Genomic DNA, 19,138 nt, shown 5'->3' on the forward strand with positions numbered 1-19,138 from the left:
CCTTCCCGCCGGACGGCACCACCTTCCCGCCGGACGGCACCACCTTCCCGCCGGACGGCACCACCTCTCCGCCGGACGGCACCACCTCTCCGCCGGACGGCACCAGGAGGACGGCCCGCTCCAGCAGCGCCCCGGCCGACAGCTTGCGCAGCAGCAGGTGCCAGCGCAGCAGCCCGCCCTCGCCGTCGTGTCCGGCGACGATCCCGGACAGCTCCTCCTCGCTCGCGCCGCGGCCCGCGAGGGCGCGCAGCGCGGCGACCACGCCCGCGGGCAGGCCCCGCAGCGCGGCCGGGCCGAACGGCGTGGTCAAAGTGACCGCCCCCGGCGTCTCCGGTTCCGACAGGCCGGCGTCGCGGCGCAGCCGCACCTCAACGGTGTGCATCGCTCCCCCTATCGGGTCAGAAGAAGACGCTCGTGGGGTTGAGTTCCTCCTCCGTGGCCGGCTGCGTCCGCCAGCCGAGGGCCACCGGGACGTCGTACAGGCGGCCCGGGCCGAGCCGGCGCCAGAAGTGGCGCATCCCGGGAACCAGCACCCGGGCCACGTTGAGCTCCAGGTCCGGCCGGGTCTGGTCGAGCACGATCATCTCCAGCCCGCAGGCGGCGGCCCGGGCGACGCAGGTCTCGACGTCGGCCGCGAGGTCGGCGTCCTGCGGCACCAGGTGGTCCGCGAGCGTGCGGGGACGCTGCGCGGGATCGGGCAGCAGCCAGGGGTCGCTCTCGATGGTGGTGTCCTTCCACCAGCGGAGCGTGGCGATGTCGTCGTCGTGATAGATCGTCTCGCCGTTCTCGTCCCTGCGGCGTACGGAGGGGAGGAACTGGTTGACCTCGGTCAGCGTCCGCAGCGCGGCGATCCGGGGATCGAGGTGGGCGCCGAACCCCACGATGATGTCCTGCACCGGGTGGTCGAGCCGGTGGGAGACGCCGGCGAAGGCCGGCACGCCGAGGTCGGTGGTCAGGTCGAGCAGCCACAGGCTGCGGCCCATCTCGGCGTAGAACTCGCGCAGCGTGTCGATGTACGGCTCGTTGAGCGAGTCGAGGTCGAAGGCGGGCCTGCGGGCCCGGTTGTACCACCACAGCGCGACCGCGTCCCGCTCCACCACCTCGCAGAACCCCTGCAGGATCGCCTCCTCCAGCGTGTTGCCCGAGGCGCTGCCGTTGGAGTCGCCGACGCAGTAGAAGTGGCGTTCCAGGTCGGGGTGGCCGTACCAGGCGTATCCGGCCGGGATCAGCCGCTCCTCGTCGGCGGTCAGCGACCAGGCCCGCGACCAGTCCAGCGGCAGGTCGGTGCGGAACCTCTCGGGCACCAGGTGCAGCCGGTGCGAGGGGTCGCTGTTCCAGGCCGACCGGTCGCCGTACTGCTTGTCCGAGAACAGCAGCAGGTCGTCCGGGTGGACCGCGAGGCCGCCCTCGATGTCGGCGTAGGCCGCCTTGAGCACCGGCTCCTCGCCGCGCCACACGCCCGAGTAGCGCTCGATCGCCTCGCACAGCGCGCTGACCTTGGCCTGGATCTCGGTCCGGCCCTTGCCTCCGCTCTGCCCGCGCAGGTTGCGGCGCAGCAGGTCCATGTTGTCGCCGAGCATCGCGAAGTTGTGACCCGCGGTGAAGCTGTAGGTCACGCCGTTGTCCTCGTCGGCCCACGGGCGCAGCCGGGTGACCGCGCCGAGATAGGGGCTGATGTGCCGCTCGAGCCGGGCGTACGTCGCCGAGGGCTGCTCGACCCGGTAGCCGCCGTCGGTCACGTGCCTGGCGGTCCGCGAGGCCAGCGCCACCTTCGGCTCGCGCTCGCCGATCAGCGAGGGATCGCCGCACACCGGGCACTGCGGCAGCCGGACCATCTGGTGCTCGGCGGTGGTGAGCGTGCGCAGGTCGACCGTGATCATCGTGCCCTGCAGCGTCGAGGGGTTGCCGGTGGCGACGGTCCGCACGAGCTCGGCCGCGAGCAGCCCGCCCACCGCGGCCACGCCGCCCGGCAGGGCCTCGCGCACCGGATGGCCCGGCCGCCCGTCGCCTCGCTTGCCCGCCAGGTAACGCTCGACCTGCCGGTTGCCCGCGAGCCGCTGGGACATGCAGGCCCAGCAGCCCGTGTCCCCCGGCTGGAACAGCGGCCCGAGCCAGGCCACGGTGCCGGCCGGCCGGACCAGCACCCAGGGCCGCCCGGCCGCCAGGCACTCGGCGTTGAGCTCCTCCAGGCCCGGGTCCAGGTAGTCGTCGACCACCGCCACGACCATGCCGTCGCCGTCCGGATCCGTGCGCAGCCCGTGCTCGCGCAGCAGCGCCTCGACCGGTCCGGGGTCGACGCCCGTGCCCGCGAACACGCGGAAGGAGGTCTGCTCCAGGGCCGTGACGACGGCCGAGGGGTCGATGCCCTGCGCGTCCCAGAAGGCGAGCACCGGGTCGGTCAGGGCCGGCCGGCCCTCGACCAGGTGTCCGGCGGCCTCATAGCGCCGGATGGCGAGGACCGTCTGGGCCGGTGACAGTTCGCCGGCCAGCGCCTGGACGATGTCCATCATCGTGTGCCGGCCGTCGAGATAGGGGAGGACGCGGCCCGAGCCCGCGCCGCGTACGAGATAGTGCTGGCCTTCCGCCAGAAGGAAGACCTTCGCGTCGTCGAGGACTTCGGTGCTGAAGTGCGCCTTGAGCCGTGGCCGTTCCATGCCCCCGCCATTCACTGGGCGATTAGCCGATACGCGGAGAATTCCATTGAATTCGGGAAGAAGTAAAGACGTAATCGCCATACGGATATATACGTACGCGGCGCCCGCACACCTGGAAATGCGGACCGGTGCGTACGGCGATGCGTAGCGCCGGCCGCGCGGCGGAATACGTATGCCCCACGGGCTCCGACGGCACCGGCCGCCGGCCCGCCGCGGAATTCGGCCGCCCGAATACCCGCCGGTGTACGGGTTCCGGCTACGAATGGGCGTTTCACCCCAGTCATCGGACCGGAAATCATGACGGAAATCAACCACTACTTGTCGGCGACAGTGTGTTTACTCGACTGGATTTCACGTATTGACAGAAGGCCGACCCTGTCCGGCATGATCCGTGTGTCGAGAAAAATAAGCATGTGGTCCGGGGGTAGGGATGGCCTCAGGGCGGCCGGTACTACTGCACCGTGACAAGGAGCTAGAGGTCGTCGACGACGTACTGGCCGGGCTTTCCGCTGGGCGGCCGGCCGTACTGGTGATTCAGGGCACCCGGGGAATCGGGAAGACCCGGCTGCTGCACGCGGCGCTCGCACGCAGGCCGGGTGGAGTGGTCCTCAGCGCCCGGGGTCACGCCGACGAGCGCTCCTTCGCGTTCGGCATCGTCCGGCAGTTGTTCGATCCGATGATGAGCGGTTCGGGACGGGCCGACCTCGGCGCCCCCGCCGCCGTCCTCGACGCCAACGTGCACGCACCCGCGATGGCGGCCGTGTCGTACGACGGCAGCGCGCCGGGCGTGCCCGCCACGCTGCTCGACGACCTCTACCGGGCGACCCGCTCGCTGACCGCGGGGCAGCCGCTCATCATCGCGGTCGACGACCTCAACCATGCCGACCCTCAGTCGGCGCAGTGGTGCTCCTACATCGCCAGGCGGCTCGACGGCCTGCCCATCGCGATGATCCTGACCTGCGACGCGAACGACCGCGGCGCCGGCGAGACGGTCCGGGACATCATGACGCTGCCGTACGCGCGATCGCTGAGGCCCTCCGCGCTCTGCCGGAAATGCGCCGCCACGCTCGTCGGGTCGGTGCTGGGCGCCTCCGTGGACGACGAGATCGTGAGCGCCTGTCACCGCCTCACCAAGGGCAACCCGCTGCTCCTGCTGGAGACGGCGGCACGGCTGGCCGCCGCCGACGTCCTGCCGGAACGCTCGGAACTGCCCAGGGTGCTACGGATCGGCGCCATCGCCCTGTCGGAGACCGTCCTCGAATGGCTCGGCGGCAGGTATCCGTCCCTCCTCACCCTCCTGCAGAGCCTGGCCATCATCGCGCCGTACGCCGGGCTGGAGACGGCGGCGATGCTGGCCGGGTACGGCGCGGTCGCGGCCGAGGAGGCGGGACAGGCACTCGCGGGGGCGGGCCTGCTGGAGGGCAGCCCGCCGCAGCGGTTCACGCACGACCTCATCCAGTCGACGATCCTCGCGCGGATGGATCCCCGCGCGCGCGACGAGTTGCACCGGCGGGCGGCCTCGCTGCTGCACCGCCTCGGCTCGCCGCCCAAACGGTCGGCGCGGCACCTGCTGTCGGCCAGTCCCACCGGCGACCCGTGGGCCGTGTCGGTGCTGCGCGAGGCCGCGCGGGAGGCGGTCTCCGAGAACGCCTGGGAGGACGCGACCCGCTACCTCCACCGGGCACTCGCCACGGCCAAGGACCAGACAATCCTCCAGGTGACCGCCGAGCTGGGCGCGGTCGAGGCGCACCTCGACATCCCCGCCTGCCTGCGGCACTTCCGCACCGTGACCGCGCTCGCCGACGGCATCGGCGAGCGGGCCGACTCCCTGGCGCCCTTCGCCACCACCCTGCTGACGCTCAACTCCCCGGAGGCCGCGTCGGCCTTCTGCGACATCGCCCGCGGTCTCGACGACGACCCGGACGGCCGGCTCCCCGACCGCCGCGAGGTGCTGCTGAGGCTCAGCGCGCAGGCACTGCTCACCGGCCAGTCGTACGGCTCACGCGCGGCGATGCGGCACCTCGGCGCCGGCACGAGCGCCGGAGCACAGGACTACCTCGCCACCGCCGCACTGTCCGGCGCGGCCAGGGGAAAGCACCGCGAGCGCACGCTGACCCTGGCCCGGCGCTGCCTCGACGGGGGCGGGCCGATCCCGCCGACGCTGGTCATCGCGCTGCTGTGGGCGGGCCGCGTGGACGAGGCGGCGTACTGGTCGGAGCAGGTCGCCGCCGACGCGCGGGCGCACGCCTCGATGACCGGGCAGGCCCTCGCCGTCACGCTGCTGTCGGACGTCGCCTACCGCAGGGGGGAGTTGAGCGCGTCGCTGGCGCACGCGCGCGAGGCCATCCTCTTCGCGCGGGGGTCGCACGCCATCGGACTGCAGGCCGCCGCCGTGTCCTGCGCGGCCCGCGTGCTTCTCGAGCGCGACGAGCTCGACGTCGCGCACGCGCTGTTCGACGAGGTCGCCGCGCGCGAGCCGGTGCATCCCTTCCTGCACGGAGCACTGCTGGAGGTCCAGGGCCGGGTCTCGATCGCCAGGGGCGACGTACGCGAGGGGCTGCGGGCCCTGCTGGAGGCCGGGCGGCAGCTGCTGTCGGCCGGGGTGGTCAACCCCGCCTGCGGGGGCTGGCGCGGCCAGGCGGCGCTGGCCTATCTGCGGCTCGGCCAGCGCGTGACCGCCCGCCGTCTGGCCGAGGAGGAGCTGGAGCTGGCCCGGGCCTGGGGAGCCCCCTACGGCATCGGCCGCGCGCTGAGCACCATGAGCACGACCGCCGAGGGTGATCGCCGCCTCGACCTGCTCACCGAGGCGCTGACCGTGCTCGACGGGGCCGACGGCGGCATCGAGCGCCTGCGCGCGATGGTGCGCATGGGCATCGCCCTGCAGGCCGCCGGGGAGGCGCGCCGGGCCCACGACACGCTCAGCGAGGCGTACGCGCTCGCCGACGACCGCGGCGCCGTACGACTCGCCGCGCTCGCCGAGCGCAACCTCACCGGTGCCGGCGGACGGCCCCGCGGCGGGCATGCCGGTGGCCCCTCACCGCTGACGGCCGGGGAGATGCGGGTCACCGACCTGGTCCTGCGGGGCATGAGCAACCTCCAGGTCGCGACGGAGCTGTCCATCAGCAAGCGGACCGTGGACACCCACCTCGCGCGCATCTACCGCAAGCTCGGCATCCACACCCGTGCCGAGCTGGCGGAGACCATCAGACGGCTGCGGGAACGCCCCACCGGCACCGGCCGGTGGGGCGGCCAGGAGGAATAGGACGGACGGCGGCAGCGCTCCGTCACCTCCGGGTCCCTTGACGGGCCGTCGCACGCGTAATAGAACACGTTTCAGATCGGTTCTCGACCGAGCAAGCGCCGACCGCACGCACCGCGCCGACAGGGCGATCATCCCTCTTACCAAGGGCAGCCGAACCCGATTAGGTGGATGTATGGAAATCAACCTCGTCGACAAGGACCGTTACGCGCGGAGCGGGGTGCCGCACGAGCAGCTCCGCCGGCTCAGGGACGACGCGCCCGTCTACTGGCACGAGGGGCAGGACGACTGGCCCGGATTCTGGGCGATCACCAAGCACGCGGACGTCGTCCACGTCTCCCGCCATTCCGATCTGTTCTCCTCGGCCCGCAAGCTGGCGCTGTTCGACGAGATGCCCGAGGAGCAACGCGAGCTCCAGCGCCTGATGATGCTCAACCAGGACCCGCCCGACCACACCCGGCGCCGCTCGCTGGTCAACCGCGGTTTCACCCCGCGCCAGATCGGGCGGCTGGAGGATCACATCCGCGACATCTGCCACGCGCTGATGGACGAGGTCCAGCGCAAGCCCGAGGTCGACTTCGTGCGGGACATCGCCGCGCCGCTCCCGCTGTACGTGATCTGCGAGCTGCTCGGCGCGCCGGTCGAGGACCGGGACAAGATCTTCGAGTGGTCCAACCGCATGATCGGCAGCGACGACCCCGACTACGCCACCAGCCCGGAGGAGGGGCAGGCCGCCGCCCTCGAGGTCTACTCGTACGCCCACACCCTGGCCGAGGCACGCAGGCAGCACCCCCGCGACGACATCGTCACCAAGCTGCTGCAGCCCGACGAGGACGGGCAGACGCTGACCGAGGACGAGTTCGACCTGTTCGTCCTGCTGCTCATCGTGGCGGGCAACGAGACCACCAGGAACGCGGCGTCCGGCGGCATGCTGACCCTCTTCGAGCACCCGGACCAGTGGAAGCGCCTGGTGGACGACCCCTCCCTCGCCAGGACGGCCGCCGACGAGATCGTCCGCTGGGTGTCCCCGGTCAACCTGTTCCGGCGTACGGCCACCGCGGACACCGAGATCCGCGGTCAGAAGATCGCCGAGGGCGACAAGGTGGTGGTCTTCTACGCGTCGGCGAACCGGGACGCGGAGGTCTTCGAGCGGCCCGACGAGTTCGACATCGGCCGCGACCCCAACCCCCAGATCGGCTTCGGCGGCGGCGGAGCGCACTTCTGCCTCGGCAACCACCTGGCCAAGCTGGAGCTTCGGGTGCTGTTCGAGGTGCTGGCCCAGCGCCTGCCCGGCATCCGGCAGACCGGCGAGGCCAAGCGGCTGAGGTCCTACTTCATCAACGGCATCAAGACCCTCCCCGTCGCCCTCGACTGACGGGGCGCACAGCCGCCGGCGGCGCGGTCAGCCGGTCAGCGCAAGGCGTCGCCCGGCCGGAACCGCCTCGTAGCCTCCGGCGCGCGGGTCCGCGGGGCCGGTCTCCGGCTCCGCGGCCGCGTAGCGCGACAGCAGCGGAGACTCCCCCATCGCCAGCGCGACGCCGCCGAGGGCGCCCGCGACGTCTCCGAGCGCCGCTCGGCGCAGGGTCAGCCGGTGGCGCGAGATCGGCACCGCGCCCGCGTGCAGGGCCTCCTGGACGGGCCCCAGGAGCGGGGCGCCGATCTCGGCCAGTTCCCCGCCGACGACGATCACCCTGGGCCCGATCGCGTTGGACAACGCGGCGAGCACCCGCCCGATCTGGACGCCGACATCGCGCAGCAGGCCCAGGACGAGCGGGTCGCCCGCCTCCGCGGCGGCCGCCAGCGCGGGCAGGCCGTCGCCGCGGCCGCCGCGGGCACGGTACGCGTCGAGCACCGCCCTGATCGAGGCGACGGTCTCCAGGCAGCCCGTGCCGCCGCACTCGCAGCGCCTTCCCGCCGGGTCCACCGGGATGTGCCCGATCTCCCCGGACACCCCGTCGGCACCGCGGTGCAGCGTCCCTCCGGCCACCACCCCGCCGCCGACCCCGTACGACAGCCGCAGGTAGAGCACGTCCTGGGCGCCGGCGGCCGCGCCCCACGTCGACTCGGCGAGCGCCGCGAGCCTGGTGTTGTTGTCCGGCAGCACCGGCCCGCCGAAGCGCTCCCGGAGCAGGGACTCGACGGCGGCCGGCGACTCGCCGGCCGCCCTGGCCACCGGGCCCACGAGGCCCACGCCGACGCCCCTGAGCGCCCTGAGCCACACCTCGCCGCCGACGACCCTGCGGACGAGCCGCTCGGCGAGCGCCACCCGGTCCGGCCACGGCAGGCCGGGCGCGTGCGCCTCCCCCGCCGTGCCCAGGACCTCGTAAGTCACGTCCACGGCCGCGACGTGCACCGCACGGCGGGCGAAGTCGATGCCGACGGCCTGGCCCACCGCGGGGTTGAGGGCGAGTTTCCCGGCGGGGCGGCCCCTGCCCCGTGGCGCGTCGTCCGGCGCCGCCTCGATCACCGCGCCCGCGGCCAGCAGCCCGCTGAGAGCCTCGTGCAGGGTCGTGCGCGACAGGCCGCACCGCCGGCCGAGCTCACCCCGGTTGAGCGGGCCGTGCGCGCGCAGCAGGCCGAGCACGGCCCTCTCGTGCCCGCGCCGTGCCGACGCCTCCGCCCCGGGGAACACCACGCCAGGAGACCCGGCCACGTCGGATTGCCGCATGCAGAAAGCATGCACACTTGGTAGGTTTTATGTCAATTCTGCGCATGGCCGCCTCGACAGTCCGCGCGCCGAGTGGGCGCGCTCTTCACGCGCGCACAGGGACCTTGACGGCGGGTGCTGGGCGGCACACGATGCGCTGGAACCCGCCCTTCCCGCCCCAAAGCACTCCGCATCGCGAGTTGCATCCCAAAGGTGGATTTATGCGCTTTTCTCGAACGTCGTCCCGTGTCGCAACGGCCGGTCTCCTGCTGGCCGGGCTGACGGTCGCCCCCGCTCACGCCTCGGCCCTGACGCCCCCGCCCGGTTACGCGTGCCAGGTGACCTACGCCAGCGTCGACTGGGCCACGGGCTTCACCGCCCTGTTGACGATCGCCAACACCGGCTCCACACCCTTCAGCCCCTGGATCCTGCAGTTCCTGTTCTCCGGCACCCAGAAGATCACGACCAGCTGGAGCGCGACCTGGACGCAGACACCCCCGAGCGTTCAGGCCGCCAACCCCGCTTACCTGAAGAGCATCGCTCCCGGCGCGAGCGCCTCCGTCGGCTTCCAGGGCACCTACAGCGGGGTCAACGACAAGCCGACCGACTTCACCCTCAACGGCGTGCCCTGCGCGGTGACCTACACGGACCTCTCCTGAGCCCGCGCCTCATGGGGATGTCAGGCCCAGGAGGAGTCCTGCTCGGGGTCGCCGCCGTCGGCGAGCAGGCGCAGGTCGGCCTCGACCATCATCCCCACGAGCTCCTCGAACGACACCGTCGGCTCCCAGCCGAGCTGCGTGCGGGCCTTCTTCGGGTCCGCGCACAGCAGGTCGACCTCCGCCGGGCGGTGCAGGGCCGCGTCGCAGACGACGTACCGCTCCCAGTCCAGATCGGCGGCGGCGAACGCCGCCTCGGCCAGCTCGCGCACGGAGTGGGTGCGCCCGGTGCCGATGACGTAGTCCTCGGGCTCGGCGGCCGACAGCATCATGTGCATGGCGCGGACGAAGTCACCGGCGAAGCCCCAGTCGCGGCGCGCCTCCAGGTTGCCCAGGCGTAGCTCCGCGGCCATGCCGAGCTTGATCCGCGCGACGCCGAGCGAGACCTTGCGGGTGACGAACTCGGCTCCCCGCCGGGGCGACTCGTGGTTGAACAGGATCCCCGACACCGCGAACATCCCGTACGACTCGCGGTAGTTCTGCGTGAGGAAGTGCCCGTACGCCTTGGCCACGCCGTACGGCGACCTGGGGTGGAAGGGGGTGCGCTCGGTCTGCGGCGTCTCCCTGACCTGGCCGAACATCTCGGAGGACGACGCCTGGTAGAAGCGGATCTGCCCGGCCGCCGAGCCCCGCGAGGCGGTGATGCCCGAGCAGACGCGGATGGCCTCGAGCACGCGGAGCACGCCCATGCCGGTCACCTCGCCGGTCAGCTCGGCCTGCTCCCACGACATCGGCACGAACGAGATCGCGCCCAGGTTGTAGACCTCGTCCGGCTGCACCTTCTCCACGGCGGAGATCAGCGACCCCTGGTCGAGCAGGTCGCCGCGGACCAGCCGTACGTCCTGCAGGAGCCGGCGCACCCGCGGGACGCGGGGGTTGGCCTGCCCCCGGACCAGGCCCCAGACCTCGTATCCCTCACTCAGCAGGTGTTCCGCGAGATAGGAGCCGTCCTGACCGGTGATGCCGGTGATCAGCGCACGCCTGGCCAACGGATCCTCCTCGTAGCGCCCAACTTGGCCTATGAGAGGCGAATGTACCGCCCTGCCCGGCCGTGCCTACATATACATCGCTAGAACGTGTTACACCGAATCTCGTTCGAGTAAGCTAACACCCCAGGTCGGGCAGGGTGACAGTCGATCGAGGACCCTTTCCACCTCACCTACCCCATCTAAGGTCAAATGGTAGTGTTCCTGGCAGCAGCCCCACGGGGGCACGGCGGGAAACCGGCTGGAAAGGGGTGCCCTTTGGCGGAGAGGCTGCGAGTCGCGCTGCTGTCCTACCGCAGCAAGCCCACCTGCGGCGGCCAGGGGGTGTACCTGCGCCACATAAGCCGCGAGCTCGTCGCTCTGGGCCACCACGTCGAGGTCTTCTCGGGCCAGCCGTACCCGGAGCTGGACGACGGCGTGATCCTCAACAAGGTGCCGAGCCTGGACCTCTACCGCGACGAGGACCCGTTCCGCACGCCCAAGCTCGACGAATACCGCGACTGGATCGACGCGCTCGAGGTCGCCACGATGTGGACGGCCGGCTTCCCCGAGCCGCTGACCTTCAGCCTGCGGGCCTACCGGGAGCTGAAGAGGCGGCGGCGCGACTTCGACGTCGTCCAGGACAACCAGACGCTGGGCTACGGCCTGCTCGGCATCAAGAAGCTGCTCCCCGTGGTCGGCACGATCCACCACCCGATCAGCGTGGACCGGCGGATCGAGCTGAAGGCCGCCAAGGGCTGGAAGCGGCTGTCGATGCGCCGCTGGTACGGCTTCGTGCGCATGCAGAGCATCGTGGCGCCCCGGCTCAGCCCGATCCTGACGGTCAGCGAGTCGTCGCTGGCCGACATCCATCGCGACTTCAACGTGCCGCAGTCCAACATGCGGCTGATCCCGCTCGGGGTCGACACGCGGTTCTTCCACCCCCGGCCGGAACTACCGAAGCGGGACGACTCGATCGTCGCCGTCGCCAGCGCCGACTCTCCCATGAAGGGCGTGGCGACCCTGCTGCGGGCGGTCGCCAAGCTCGCCACGGAGCGGGACGTGAACCTCACCGTGGTCAGCAGGCCGACGCCGGGCGGACCGACCGAGCAGCTCGTCAACGAGCTGTCGCTGCACGACCGCGTTCGGTTCGTGCACGGCATCCCCGACGAGGAGCTGGCCGAGCTGATCGCCACCTCCGAGGTCGCGGTGGTCCCCTCGCTGTACGAGGGGTTCTCGCTGCCGGCCGTCGAGCACATGGCGTGCGGCACGCCGCTGGTCGCCTCGCGTACGGGCGCCCTGCCCGAGGTGGTCGGCGACGCGGCCGTGCAGGTGACGCCGGGCGACCCCGAGGAGCTGGCCGCCGTGCTGCGCCGCCTGCTCGACTCCCCCGAGGAGCGCGCCGAGTTCGGCCGGCGCGGCTACGAGCGCGTCATGGAGCGCTACGCGTGGCCGGTGGTCGCGCGCCGCACGGTCGAGGCCTACCACGAGGCCATCGCCGCCCACACCCCCTCGCGGTGACTCCCCAGAACTGACGAAAGGCAGGCAGCGAGTGCTGACCGTCGACTTCAACCGGCTGCCCGTCGGACCGGGCGACCGTGTCCTCGACCTCGGGGCCGGTGGTGGCCGGCACGCCTTCGAGGTGCTGCGCCGGGGCGCCGACGTGGTCGCCTTCGACATGGACGCCGCCGAGATGGAGAGCGTGGCGGTCATGTTCGCGGCCATGGACAAGGAGGGCGAGGTGCCGGCGGGCGCGACCGGCGACACCGTGGTCGGCGACGCCCTCGACATGCCGTTCCCCGACGCGTCGTTCGACCGCGTCATCGCCGCGGAGGTGCTGGAGCACATCCCCGACGACATGGCCGCGATGCGCGAGATCGTACGCGTGCTGAAGCCGGGCGGCCGGGCCGCGATCACGGTGCCGAGCTTCCTGCCCGAGCGGATCTGCTGGGCCCTGTCGGAGGACTACCACACGGCCCCCGGCGGACATATCCGGATTTATACGTTGGCGGAGCTCCAGGCGAAGCTGAAGGCCTCCGGTCTTGAGGTCGGCGGCCACCACTACGCCCACGGCCTGCACTCGCCGTACTGGTGGATCAAGTGCGCCGTCGGGGTGAACGACGACGAGCACCCGCTGGCCAAGGCCTACCACGAGCTTCTCGTCTGGGACATCATGAAGCGCCCCCTCGCCACCCGGCTGGCCGAGGCCGTGCTCAACCCCCTGATCGGCAAGAGCGTGGTGGTCTACGTCCGGAAGCCCGCATGAGGCCGCTGCCGGACGTTTCGGGGATCATCACCGCCGAGCAGGTCGTCCGTACGGCCGAGAGCATCGCCGCGATCCAGGACGACCAGGGCGGCGTGCCCTGGCCCGAGGGCCACATCGACGCGTGGAACCACATCGAGTGCCTCATGGCGCTGACCGTCGCCGGGCTGCGCGCCGAAGCCCGCAAGGGCTACGACTGGCTCGTACGGCACCAGCGCCCGGACGGCTCCTGGCCGATGAAGGTGCGCGACGGCGAGCCCGCCGAGGCGGCCGGGGAGTCCAACCACGCGGCGTACATCGCGGTGGGGATCTGGCACGACCTGCTGGTGACCGGCGACGAGGACTTCGCCCGGTCGATGTGGCCGGTGGTGACCCGGGCCCTCGACTTCGTCATCGGCCTGCAGACCGCGCGCGGCGAGGTGCTCTGGCAGCGCGACGCCGAGGGCCGTCCGGCGGAGTACGCCCTGCTCACCGGGTCCTCGTCGATCCACCAGGGCCTGCGGTGCGGGGCGCTGCTCGCCGAACGGCTGGGCGACCCGCAGCCCGACTGGGAGCTCGCCGCCGACCAGTTGGGCCACGTGATCGCCGACCACCCGGAGGCGTTCGCCGACAAGAGCCGGTTCTCGATGGACTGGTACTACCCCGTGCTCGGCGGCGCCGTACGCGGCCCGGCGGCGGCCCGGCGCCTCGACCTGGAGTGGGACACCTTCGTCGTGCCCGGCCTCGGCGCGCGCTGCGTCTCCGACCAGCCCTGGGTGACCGGCGCGGAGTCGTGCGAACTGGTGCTCGCGCTCGACGCCGCCGGGCTGCGGGAGCGCGCGCTGGCGGTGTTCGCCGACATGCAGCACCTGCGCCACGCGGACGGTTCCTACTGGACCGGATGGCAGTTCGTGAACGAGCGGCACTTCCCCAACGAGCGGTCGGGCTACACCGCCGCCGCGGTGGTGCTCGCCGCGGACGCCCTCTCCCGCGCGACCCCCGGCTCGGGGATCTTCCGCGACGCCGGCGGCCGGCAGGCCCGCATCACCGGCGAGTGCGGCTGCGAGCGCGCCCGCGCCTGACGAGCCGGCCGCGCACGGCTTTCAGCCGGCGAAGCGGCCGCGGGAGGCCTCGATGTCACCGAGGTACCGGTGGGTCCAGTCGCACATCCCGTCGACGACCGCCCGCAGCGCCCGGCCCGGCTCGGTGAGGGTGTAGTCGACCCGCGGCGGCACGGTGGGGTGCACGGTCCGCTCGACCAGGCCGTTGCGCTCCAGCATGCGCAGGTTCTGGGTGAGCATCTTGTGGCTGATGCCCTCGATCTCGTCGCGCAACTCGCTGAAGCGCCGGGTGCGATCACCGATCGATTCGATGATCAGCAACGCCCACTTGTTGGCGATGTCCGAGAAGATCTCCCGCGCCAGAGAGTCCGCGCGCGTCAGGTCCGCTTCCTCCGGCGAGCCGCTGAACTGCTTGGTCACCATGAGGTTCCCCTGTCACTTAAAAGTGCGTTCTTCCTTGTCAGGGGCCACTCTCCTACAGTTCCTCAGTAACCACAAGAGACTACTGAGAAGGCGGTCATCATGGCCCTCACTTTGCTGAACCCCGCAGGACTGCCGGAGATCGACGCCTACCGGCAGGTGTCGGTCGCGACCGGGTCGAAGCTGGTCTTCGTCGCCGGACAGGTCGCCTGGGACGCCGACGGGGTCACGATCGGCGAAGGCGACCTCGCCGCCCAGGTCGAGCGGTGTTATCTCAACGTCGCCACCGCTCTGGCCGGGGCCGGCGCTTCCTTCGCCGACGTGGCGAAACTGACCGTCTACGTCGTCGACTGGACTCCCGCCAAGATGCCCCTGCTGCTGGACGGAATCGCGCGGGCGGCGGCGAAGCTGGGGAGCGCCCCGGTGCCACCGGCCACGCTGGTGGGCGTCGCGGCGCTGGACGTGCCCGAGCATCTGGTCGAGGTCGAGGCCACCGCGGTCGTCGAGTGAGCATGCCCGGCGGGGCACGCCGTCAGAGGCGTTCCAGCACGCGCAGGGACCCGGTCACGCGCACCTCGCGGAACGCGCCCGACTCCAGCGCGCGCAGGTAGACCCGGTACGGCGCCTGCCCGCCCTCGGCCGGGTCGGGATAGATGTCGTGGAAGACCAGCGCGCCGCCCCGCATCACGTGCGGCGCCCATCCCTCGTAGTCGGCCGTCACCGGCTCCTCCGAGTGGGCGCCGTCGATGAACAGCACGGCCAGCGGGGTCGACCAGTGACGGGCGACCGTCGCCGAGGCGCCCACGATCGCGACCACCTCGTCCTCCAGGCCGGCGGCGGCGATCGTGTCCCGGAAGAACGGCAGCGAGTCCATCCGCCCGGTCCTCGGGTCCACCAGCTCGGGGTCGTGGTGCGGCCAGCCCGGCTGGATCTCCTCCGATCCCCTGTGGTGGTCCACCGTGAAGACCACCGTGCCCGCCCGCCGCGCCCCGGCGCCCAGGTAGATCGCCGACTTGCCGCAGTACGTACCGATCTCGCAGATCGGGCCGCGGGAGCCGTACGCGCAGGCGATCTCGTACAGCGCCTCGCCCTCGGCGGGCGGCATGAAACCGCGCGCCTTCTCGGCGGCGCGGCGCAGGTCGTCGGGCATCGGAGTCAGCATGAGGCGCACCCTACTCGGGCGACCCGAACGATGTTCGGCCAGCCCCTTGTCGGCCCTGATGGAACATGTTCTACTTTGCTTCGTGAATCAGCGCGCGCGCATCGCGATGAGCGATGAAGAGATCGCCGAGCTCCTGCGGGCCGCCGGCAAGCTCCAGCTCGCCACCATCAACCCCGACGGCACGCCTCATCTGGTCACGATGTTCTACGGGCTCGACGACGGCCACGTGACGTTCTGGACGTACGCCAAGTCGCAGAAGGCCCACAACATCGCGCGGGACCCGCGGGTGAGCTGCCTGATCGAGACCGGGGACGACTACGCGCAGCTGCGCGGCGTGCTCGTCTACGGCAAGGCGCGGCTGGTCGACGACCCGGCGGCCGTCCTGGAGGCCGGCCTGGGCATCGTCGGGCGCATGGCCGGAGGGCCCGTCGACGATCCCGGGATGCGGGAGTACGTCGAGCACACCGCGCGCAAGCGTGTGGCGTACGTGGTCGAGCCGGTTCGCGTCGTCTCCTGGGACCACCGCAAACTCGGCGATAGCGTGTGAACTCCAGCGCGACGTGACGCACAGGAGGAGAACGCGCCATGAAGATCAAGGTCGACTACGACGTGTGCGAGGCCAACGCCGTCTGCATGGGCCTGGCGCCGGAGGTCTTCGAGGTCGACGACGAGGACAACCTCCACGTGCTGATGCCCGAGCCGCCCGCCGAACTGCTCGACCGGGTCCGCCACGCGGTCCGGTCCTGCCCCAAGGCCGCGCTGTCGCTCGACGACGAGTGACCGCGCGGCACTCCACCCCCGGAAAGACCAGGAGGTCCCCATGCGCGGCGCGCTTCTGCACGCGGTCGGCGACGAAAAGCTCGACATCAGAGACGACTTCACGCTGACGCCGGTGGGCCCGGGCGACGTCCGGGTGCGGGTCAGGGCCACCGGTGTCTGCCACTCCGATCTCTCGGTGCTCACCGGGATGCTTCCGCAGCCGCTCCCGATCATTCCCGGTCACGAGGGTGCGGGCGAGGTCGTCGAGGTGGGCGACGGCGTCACCACCGTGCAGCCGGGCGACCACGTCATCATCAACTGGACGCCCGCCTGCGGCGACTGCCCGAGCTGCAACGTCGGTCAGCCGAACCTCTGCATGACGTACATGATGAAGAGCTTCGCCGAGCCCCGCTTCCGGTTCGGCGGCGACACCCCGGCGTTCGGCATGGCCGGCTGCGGCACCTGGGCCGAGGAGATCATCGTGCCGTGGCAGGGCGCGATCAAGGTCGACGCGGACGTGCCGTACGAGGCGGCGGCGCTGATCGGCTGCGGCATCACGACGGGCGTCGGCGCGGTGCTCAACACCGCGAAGGTGCGCCCCGGCGCGACCGTGGCGGTCGTCGGCTGCGGCGGCGTCGGCCTGTCGGTGATCCAGGGCGCCCGCGTCTCCGGCGCGACCACGATCCTCGCGATCGACCCGCTGGAGTCCAAGCACGCGCTCGCGAAGAAGGTGGGCGCCACCCACGCCTGCACCCCCGACCAGCTCATGGACGCCATCGGCACGCTGACCGGCGGCCAGGGCTTCGACCACGGCTTCGAGGTGGTCGGCAAGTCGGCCGCCATCATGACCGCCTGGCAGGCGACGCGGCGCGGCGGCGACGTCATCGTCGTCGGCGCGGGCGCCATGGACGACCAGGTGCCGCTGACCGCCTTCTCCCTGCTGTTCGAGGGCAAGAACATCCTCAGCTCGCTGTACGGCGACGCCGACGTCCGCAGGGACTTCCCGCGCTTCGTGAACCTCTACAAGGCGGGCAAGCTCGACCTGGAGAGCATGATCAGCTCCCGGATCAGGATCGGCGACCTGAACGAGGCCGTCGCCGCCCTGCGCGGCGGCGAGGTGCTCCGGCAGATCGTGCTGTTCGACTGACGCCTCCTCCGCCGGAGATCTCCCTGCGTGCGGGGATATCTCCGGCGGACCCGGGTACCCACCCCGGCGTCATGCAGACGTTCCTGCCGTACCCGGACTTCGCGGCCACCGCCCGCGTCCTCGACCCGCTCCGCCTCGGCAAGCAGCGGGTCGAGGCCCTGCAGGTCCTGCGGACGCTGACCATCCCCGGGTACGGCTGGCGGCACCATCCGGTGGCGCACATGTGGGCCGGCTACGAGGAGGCGCTGGTCCGCTACGGCCTGGAGATCGTCGCGGCCTGGTGCGACCTGGGCCGCGCCGACACCTGCGCCGGGACGATGAGCAGAGAGCTGCTCGAGTGCCGGGGCATCGAGGCACCCCGCGCCCAGACGGCCCTCGCGGAGGCGGGCGAACTGCCGCCGTGGCTCGGCGACCCCGCCCTCCACCTCAGTCACCGCTCGGCCCTGCTGCGCAAGGATCCGGACTTCTACGGCCCGAGGTTCCCCGGCGACCCCGACGACCTTCCCTACGTCTGGCCCGACTCCGACCGCGTCAACGCCCTGCTCCCACCGCGCCGCACCTCGTAGCGCCCCGGGCCTGCTGCCCGTCAGTGGGGAAGCCCCGTCGAACCGCGAAGCTGGGTCAGCAACTCCAACTGGTCGAAATAGACGCGGAGGCTCACCACAAGGTCGTTCTCGACAGTGCAGATGTAACAGGAGCGCACGGCGATGCGGCGGTTCGTCCCGGAGATCACCTCTCCGTCGGGCAACGTGTACGGCCCCGTGTGAGTGCCCACCATGAGCAGCTCGTCGAACGTGGTGTCGCCGACGTCGAAGGTCTCCGTGATCACCGTACGGACGTCCGGGAAGGCCTCCCAGAACTGCTCCAGGTAAGCCGCCAGCTCGTCACGACCCTGAGTCACGCCTTCCGGGCTGACCGTCACCACGGCCGGGTTCACGGTGCGAAGGAGCGCCTCGACGTCGTGGGCGTCGAACGCGGCCGTGTACCTGTCGCGTACGTCGCGGGCAGCGGTCATGGTGCCGGGCCTCCCTCTCGGAAGGATGCCCGGAGCCGGGCGGTGGGAACACACCCGGCCGCGCGCATCACGGGAGCTGAGGTCAGCTCCAGGAGGAGACAACGCGTCGGTGGGGTGATGGCGTATCCCGCGGAGACCGCCGGGGCGCTTGGGCTGACCGGAGGTGACGCCGTCGACGCGTACCTCGCGAGCGGAGGGCTGCCGGGGGTGCTGCGCGCCTGGCCGCACGGCACTCCCCCCATGGAGTTCATCCGGCAGGAGTGCGAGGACCCCGCGTCCGCCCTCTTCGGCGTGCCCGAGTCCGTCCTGCTCGCCGAGTTCCCCTCACCCGACCAGGCCCGCCGGGTGCTGGAAGCGGTCGGCAGCGGCGACAGGACCCACACCGCCATCGCCGCGACGGCGGGCGGACGCGAGGGTCCACTGCAGTCCGGGTCGCTGTCCCCTCTCCTGCGCAGGCTCACCGGCGAGAAGCGCGTCCTGGCGATGGACGAACCGCTGTCCGTCCAGCCCGGGAAGCCGGCGCTGTACCGCGTACGGGAGCACAACCTGCGGATGTACCTGGGCGTCCTGCGCGCCGCGGCCGAACACTCCCGCCGGGGACGCCCCGACCTCGCCTTCCGGCTCGTACGGCGACGCTGGGCGAGTCTGCGCGGCCGGGCCGTCGAACCGATCGTCAGACAGGCCCTGGGCATGGCCGCCATGGCGGGAGAACTGCCCTGGCCGGACGCGGAGGCCGTCGGCGGCTGGTGGAACCGCCGGTTCTCCCCGGAGGTGGACCTGGTCGGCGCGGACCGGGCGCCGGTGGCGCGGCGGGTGCTGTTCGCGGGCTCCGTCAAGTGGCTCGGCACTCCGTTCGACGGCCACGATCTGGCCGCCTTGCGCCGCGACGCCACTCAGGTGCCGGGCTTCGACCCGGAAACGGGCGGCCTCGCGGTGGTGTCGCTGGCCGGAATCCGGCCCGACGCGGAGGGCGTCGGCCTGGCCTGGAACGCCGGCGACGTGGTGGCGGCGTGGGGGTGAGGACATGGCGAAGGGCCGGGTCGCGCGTGTGCGCGGCCCGGCCCCGGGGCCTCACGGGAGCTGGGGAGAGA

The 19,138-nt window shown here is 71.8% G+C and carries 19 protein-coding genes; 12 read left to right on the plus strand and 7 right to left on the minus strand.

The features are described from left to right. Window positions 1-382: hypothetical protein (locus AB0J39_RS28195; RefSeq protein WP_363469812.1), on the minus strand; the 382-nt coding region annotated here is incomplete at its 3' end. Window positions 383-398: 16 nt separating this feature from the next. After that, window positions 399-2,654 carry a TOMM precursor leader peptide-binding protein gene (locus AB0J39_RS28200; RefSeq protein ID WP_363469815.1) on the minus strand — a complete coding sequence of 752 codons (2,256 nt, stop codon included), beginning with the start codon at window positions 2,652-2,654 and terminating at the stop codon, window positions 399-401. A 430-nt stretch (window positions 2,655-3,084) separates the two neighbouring features. Between AB0J39_RS28200 and AB0J39_RS28205 the strand changes: the two genes are divergently transcribed. Both AB0J39_RS28205 and AB0J39_RS28210 read left to right on the plus strand, forming a co-directional pair. Then, window positions 3,085-5,916, plus strand: a complete 2,832-nt coding sequence (locus AB0J39_RS28205) for an AAA family ATPase (protein WP_363469818.1) — start codon at window positions 3,085-3,087, stop codon at window positions 5,914-5,916. A gap of 172 nt (window positions 5,917-6,088) precedes the next feature. After that, entirely contained in the window at window positions 6,089-7,288 is a 1,200-nt protein-coding gene (locus AB0J39_RS28210; RefSeq protein ID WP_363469820.1) for a cytochrome P450, read from the plus strand. 27 nt (window positions 7,289-7,315) lie between these two features. Here the strand turns inward: AB0J39_RS28210 and AB0J39_RS28215 are convergent, their stop codons facing one another. Beyond that, window positions 7,316-8,581: an ROK family transcriptional regulator gene (locus AB0J39_RS28215; RefSeq protein ID WP_363469823.1), complete on the minus strand. Its 1,266-nt coding sequence runs from the start codon at window positions 8,579-8,581 to the stop codon at window positions 7,316-7,318. A 200-nt stretch (window positions 8,582-8,781) separates the two neighbouring features. On the opposite strand from AB0J39_RS28215, the gene AB0J39_RS28220 reads away from it, so the two are divergent. Further along, complete coding sequence (locus AB0J39_RS28220) at window positions 8,782-9,219, plus strand: cellulose binding domain-containing protein (RefSeq protein WP_363469826.1); 438 nt, start codon at window positions 8,782-8,784, stop codon at window positions 9,217-9,219. A gap of 20 nt (window positions 9,220-9,239) precedes the next feature. On the opposite strand, the gene AB0J39_RS28225 is transcribed toward AB0J39_RS28220, so the two are convergent. Next, the gene (locus AB0J39_RS28225) at window positions 9,240-10,265 is read right to left on the minus strand and encodes a GDP-mannose 4,6-dehydratase (protein ID WP_363469829.1); all 1,026 of its coding nucleotides are present in this window, start codon (window positions 10,263-10,265) and stop codon (window positions 9,240-9,242) included. A 255-nt stretch (window positions 10,266-10,520) separates the two neighbouring features. On the opposite strand from AB0J39_RS28225, the gene AB0J39_RS28230 reads away from it, so the two are divergent. From AB0J39_RS28230 to AB0J39_RS28240, 3 genes are read left to right on the plus strand one after another with little or no spacing between them, the layout of a single operon-like run. Beyond that, window positions 10,521-11,762 (plus strand): glycosyltransferase family 4 protein, encoded by a 1,242-nt coding sequence (locus tag AB0J39_RS28230; protein ID WP_363469832.1) that lies wholly within the window; start codon window positions 10,521-10,523, stop codon window positions 11,760-11,762. Between the two features lie 31 nt (window positions 11,763-11,793). Further along, window positions 11,794-12,507, plus strand: coding sequence for a methyltransferase domain-containing protein (locus tag AB0J39_RS28235; RefSeq protein ID WP_363469834.1), 714 nt, complete (start codon window positions 11,794-11,796; stop codon window positions 12,505-12,507). Then, window positions 12,504-13,565 carry a prenyltransferase gene (locus AB0J39_RS28240; RefSeq protein ID WP_363469836.1) on the plus strand — a complete coding sequence of 354 codons (1,062 nt, stop codon included), beginning with the start codon at window positions 12,504-12,506 and terminating at the stop codon, window positions 13,563-13,565. The genes AB0J39_RS28235 and AB0J39_RS28240 overlap by 4 nt, the downstream gene beginning before the upstream one ends. 21 nt (window positions 13,566-13,586) lie before the next feature. Here the strand turns inward: AB0J39_RS28240 and AB0J39_RS28245 are convergent, their stop codons facing one another. Next, window positions 13,587-13,967: a helix-turn-helix domain-containing protein gene (locus AB0J39_RS28245; protein WP_363469839.1), complete on the minus strand. Its 381-nt coding sequence runs from the start codon at window positions 13,965-13,967 to the stop codon at window positions 13,587-13,589. A 99-nt stretch (window positions 13,968-14,066) separates the two neighbouring features. Here AB0J39_RS28245 and AB0J39_RS28250 point away from each other — a divergent pair, with 99 nt between their 5' ends. Continuing rightward, the gene (locus AB0J39_RS28250; protein WP_363469842.1) at window positions 14,067-14,474 is read left to right on the plus strand and encodes a RidA family protein; all 408 of its coding nucleotides are present in this window, start codon (window positions 14,067-14,069) and stop codon (window positions 14,472-14,474) included. 22 nt (window positions 14,475-14,496) lie between these two features. On the opposite strand, the gene AB0J39_RS28255 is transcribed toward AB0J39_RS28250, so the two are convergent. Further along, a complete protein-coding gene (locus AB0J39_RS28255) occupies window positions 14,497-15,126 on the minus strand; it encodes a class I SAM-dependent methyltransferase (RefSeq protein ID WP_363469845.1) in 630 nt (209 codons plus the stop codon). An 82-nt stretch (window positions 15,127-15,208) separates the two neighbouring features. Here AB0J39_RS28255 and AB0J39_RS28260 point away from each other — a divergent pair, with 82 nt between their 5' ends. The 4 genes from AB0J39_RS28260 (at window position 15,209) to AB0J39_RS28275 (ending at window position 17,598) form a co-directional block, all read left to right on the plus strand. Next, complete coding sequence (locus AB0J39_RS28260; RefSeq protein WP_363469848.1) at window positions 15,209-15,673, plus strand: pyridoxamine 5'-phosphate oxidase family protein; 465 nt, start codon at window positions 15,209-15,211, stop codon at window positions 15,671-15,673. A gap of 38 nt (window positions 15,674-15,711) precedes the next feature. Next, window positions 15,712-15,906, plus strand: coding sequence for a ferredoxin (locus AB0J39_RS28265; RefSeq protein WP_169984313.1), 195 nt, complete (start codon window positions 15,712-15,714; stop codon window positions 15,904-15,906). Window positions 15,907-15,946: 40 nt separating this feature from the next. Then, window positions 15,947-17,032 (plus strand): Zn-dependent alcohol dehydrogenase, encoded by a 1,086-nt coding sequence (locus tag AB0J39_RS28270; RefSeq protein ID WP_363469851.1) that lies wholly within the window; start codon window positions 15,947-15,949, stop codon window positions 17,030-17,032. A gap of 71 nt (window positions 17,033-17,103) precedes the next feature. Beyond that, on the plus strand, window positions 17,104-17,598 hold the full coding sequence (locus AB0J39_RS28275; protein WP_363469854.1) for an MSMEG_6728 family protein: 495 nt from the start codon (window positions 17,104-17,106) through the stop codon (window positions 17,596-17,598). A 20-nt stretch (window positions 17,599-17,618) separates the two neighbouring features. On the opposite strand, the gene AB0J39_RS28280 is transcribed toward AB0J39_RS28275, so the two are convergent. Continuing rightward, window positions 17,619-18,047 (minus strand): ester cyclase, encoded by a 429-nt coding sequence (locus tag AB0J39_RS28280; protein ID WP_363469857.1) that lies wholly within the window; start codon window positions 18,045-18,047, stop codon window positions 17,619-17,621. 117 nt (window positions 18,048-18,164) lie between these two features. Between AB0J39_RS28280 and AB0J39_RS28285 the strand changes: the two genes are divergently transcribed. Next, a complete protein-coding gene (locus AB0J39_RS28285; protein WP_363469860.1) occupies window positions 18,165-19,067 on the plus strand; it encodes a hypothetical protein in 903 nt (300 codons plus the stop codon). The last annotated feature ends 71 nt before the right edge of the window (window positions 19,068-19,138 follow it).

This window comes from Microbispora sp. NPDC049633 (assembly GCF_040675265.1).
Classification (GTDB): domain Bacteria; phylum Actinomycetota; class Actinomycetes; order Streptosporangiales; family Streptosporangiaceae; genus Microbispora; species Microbispora maris.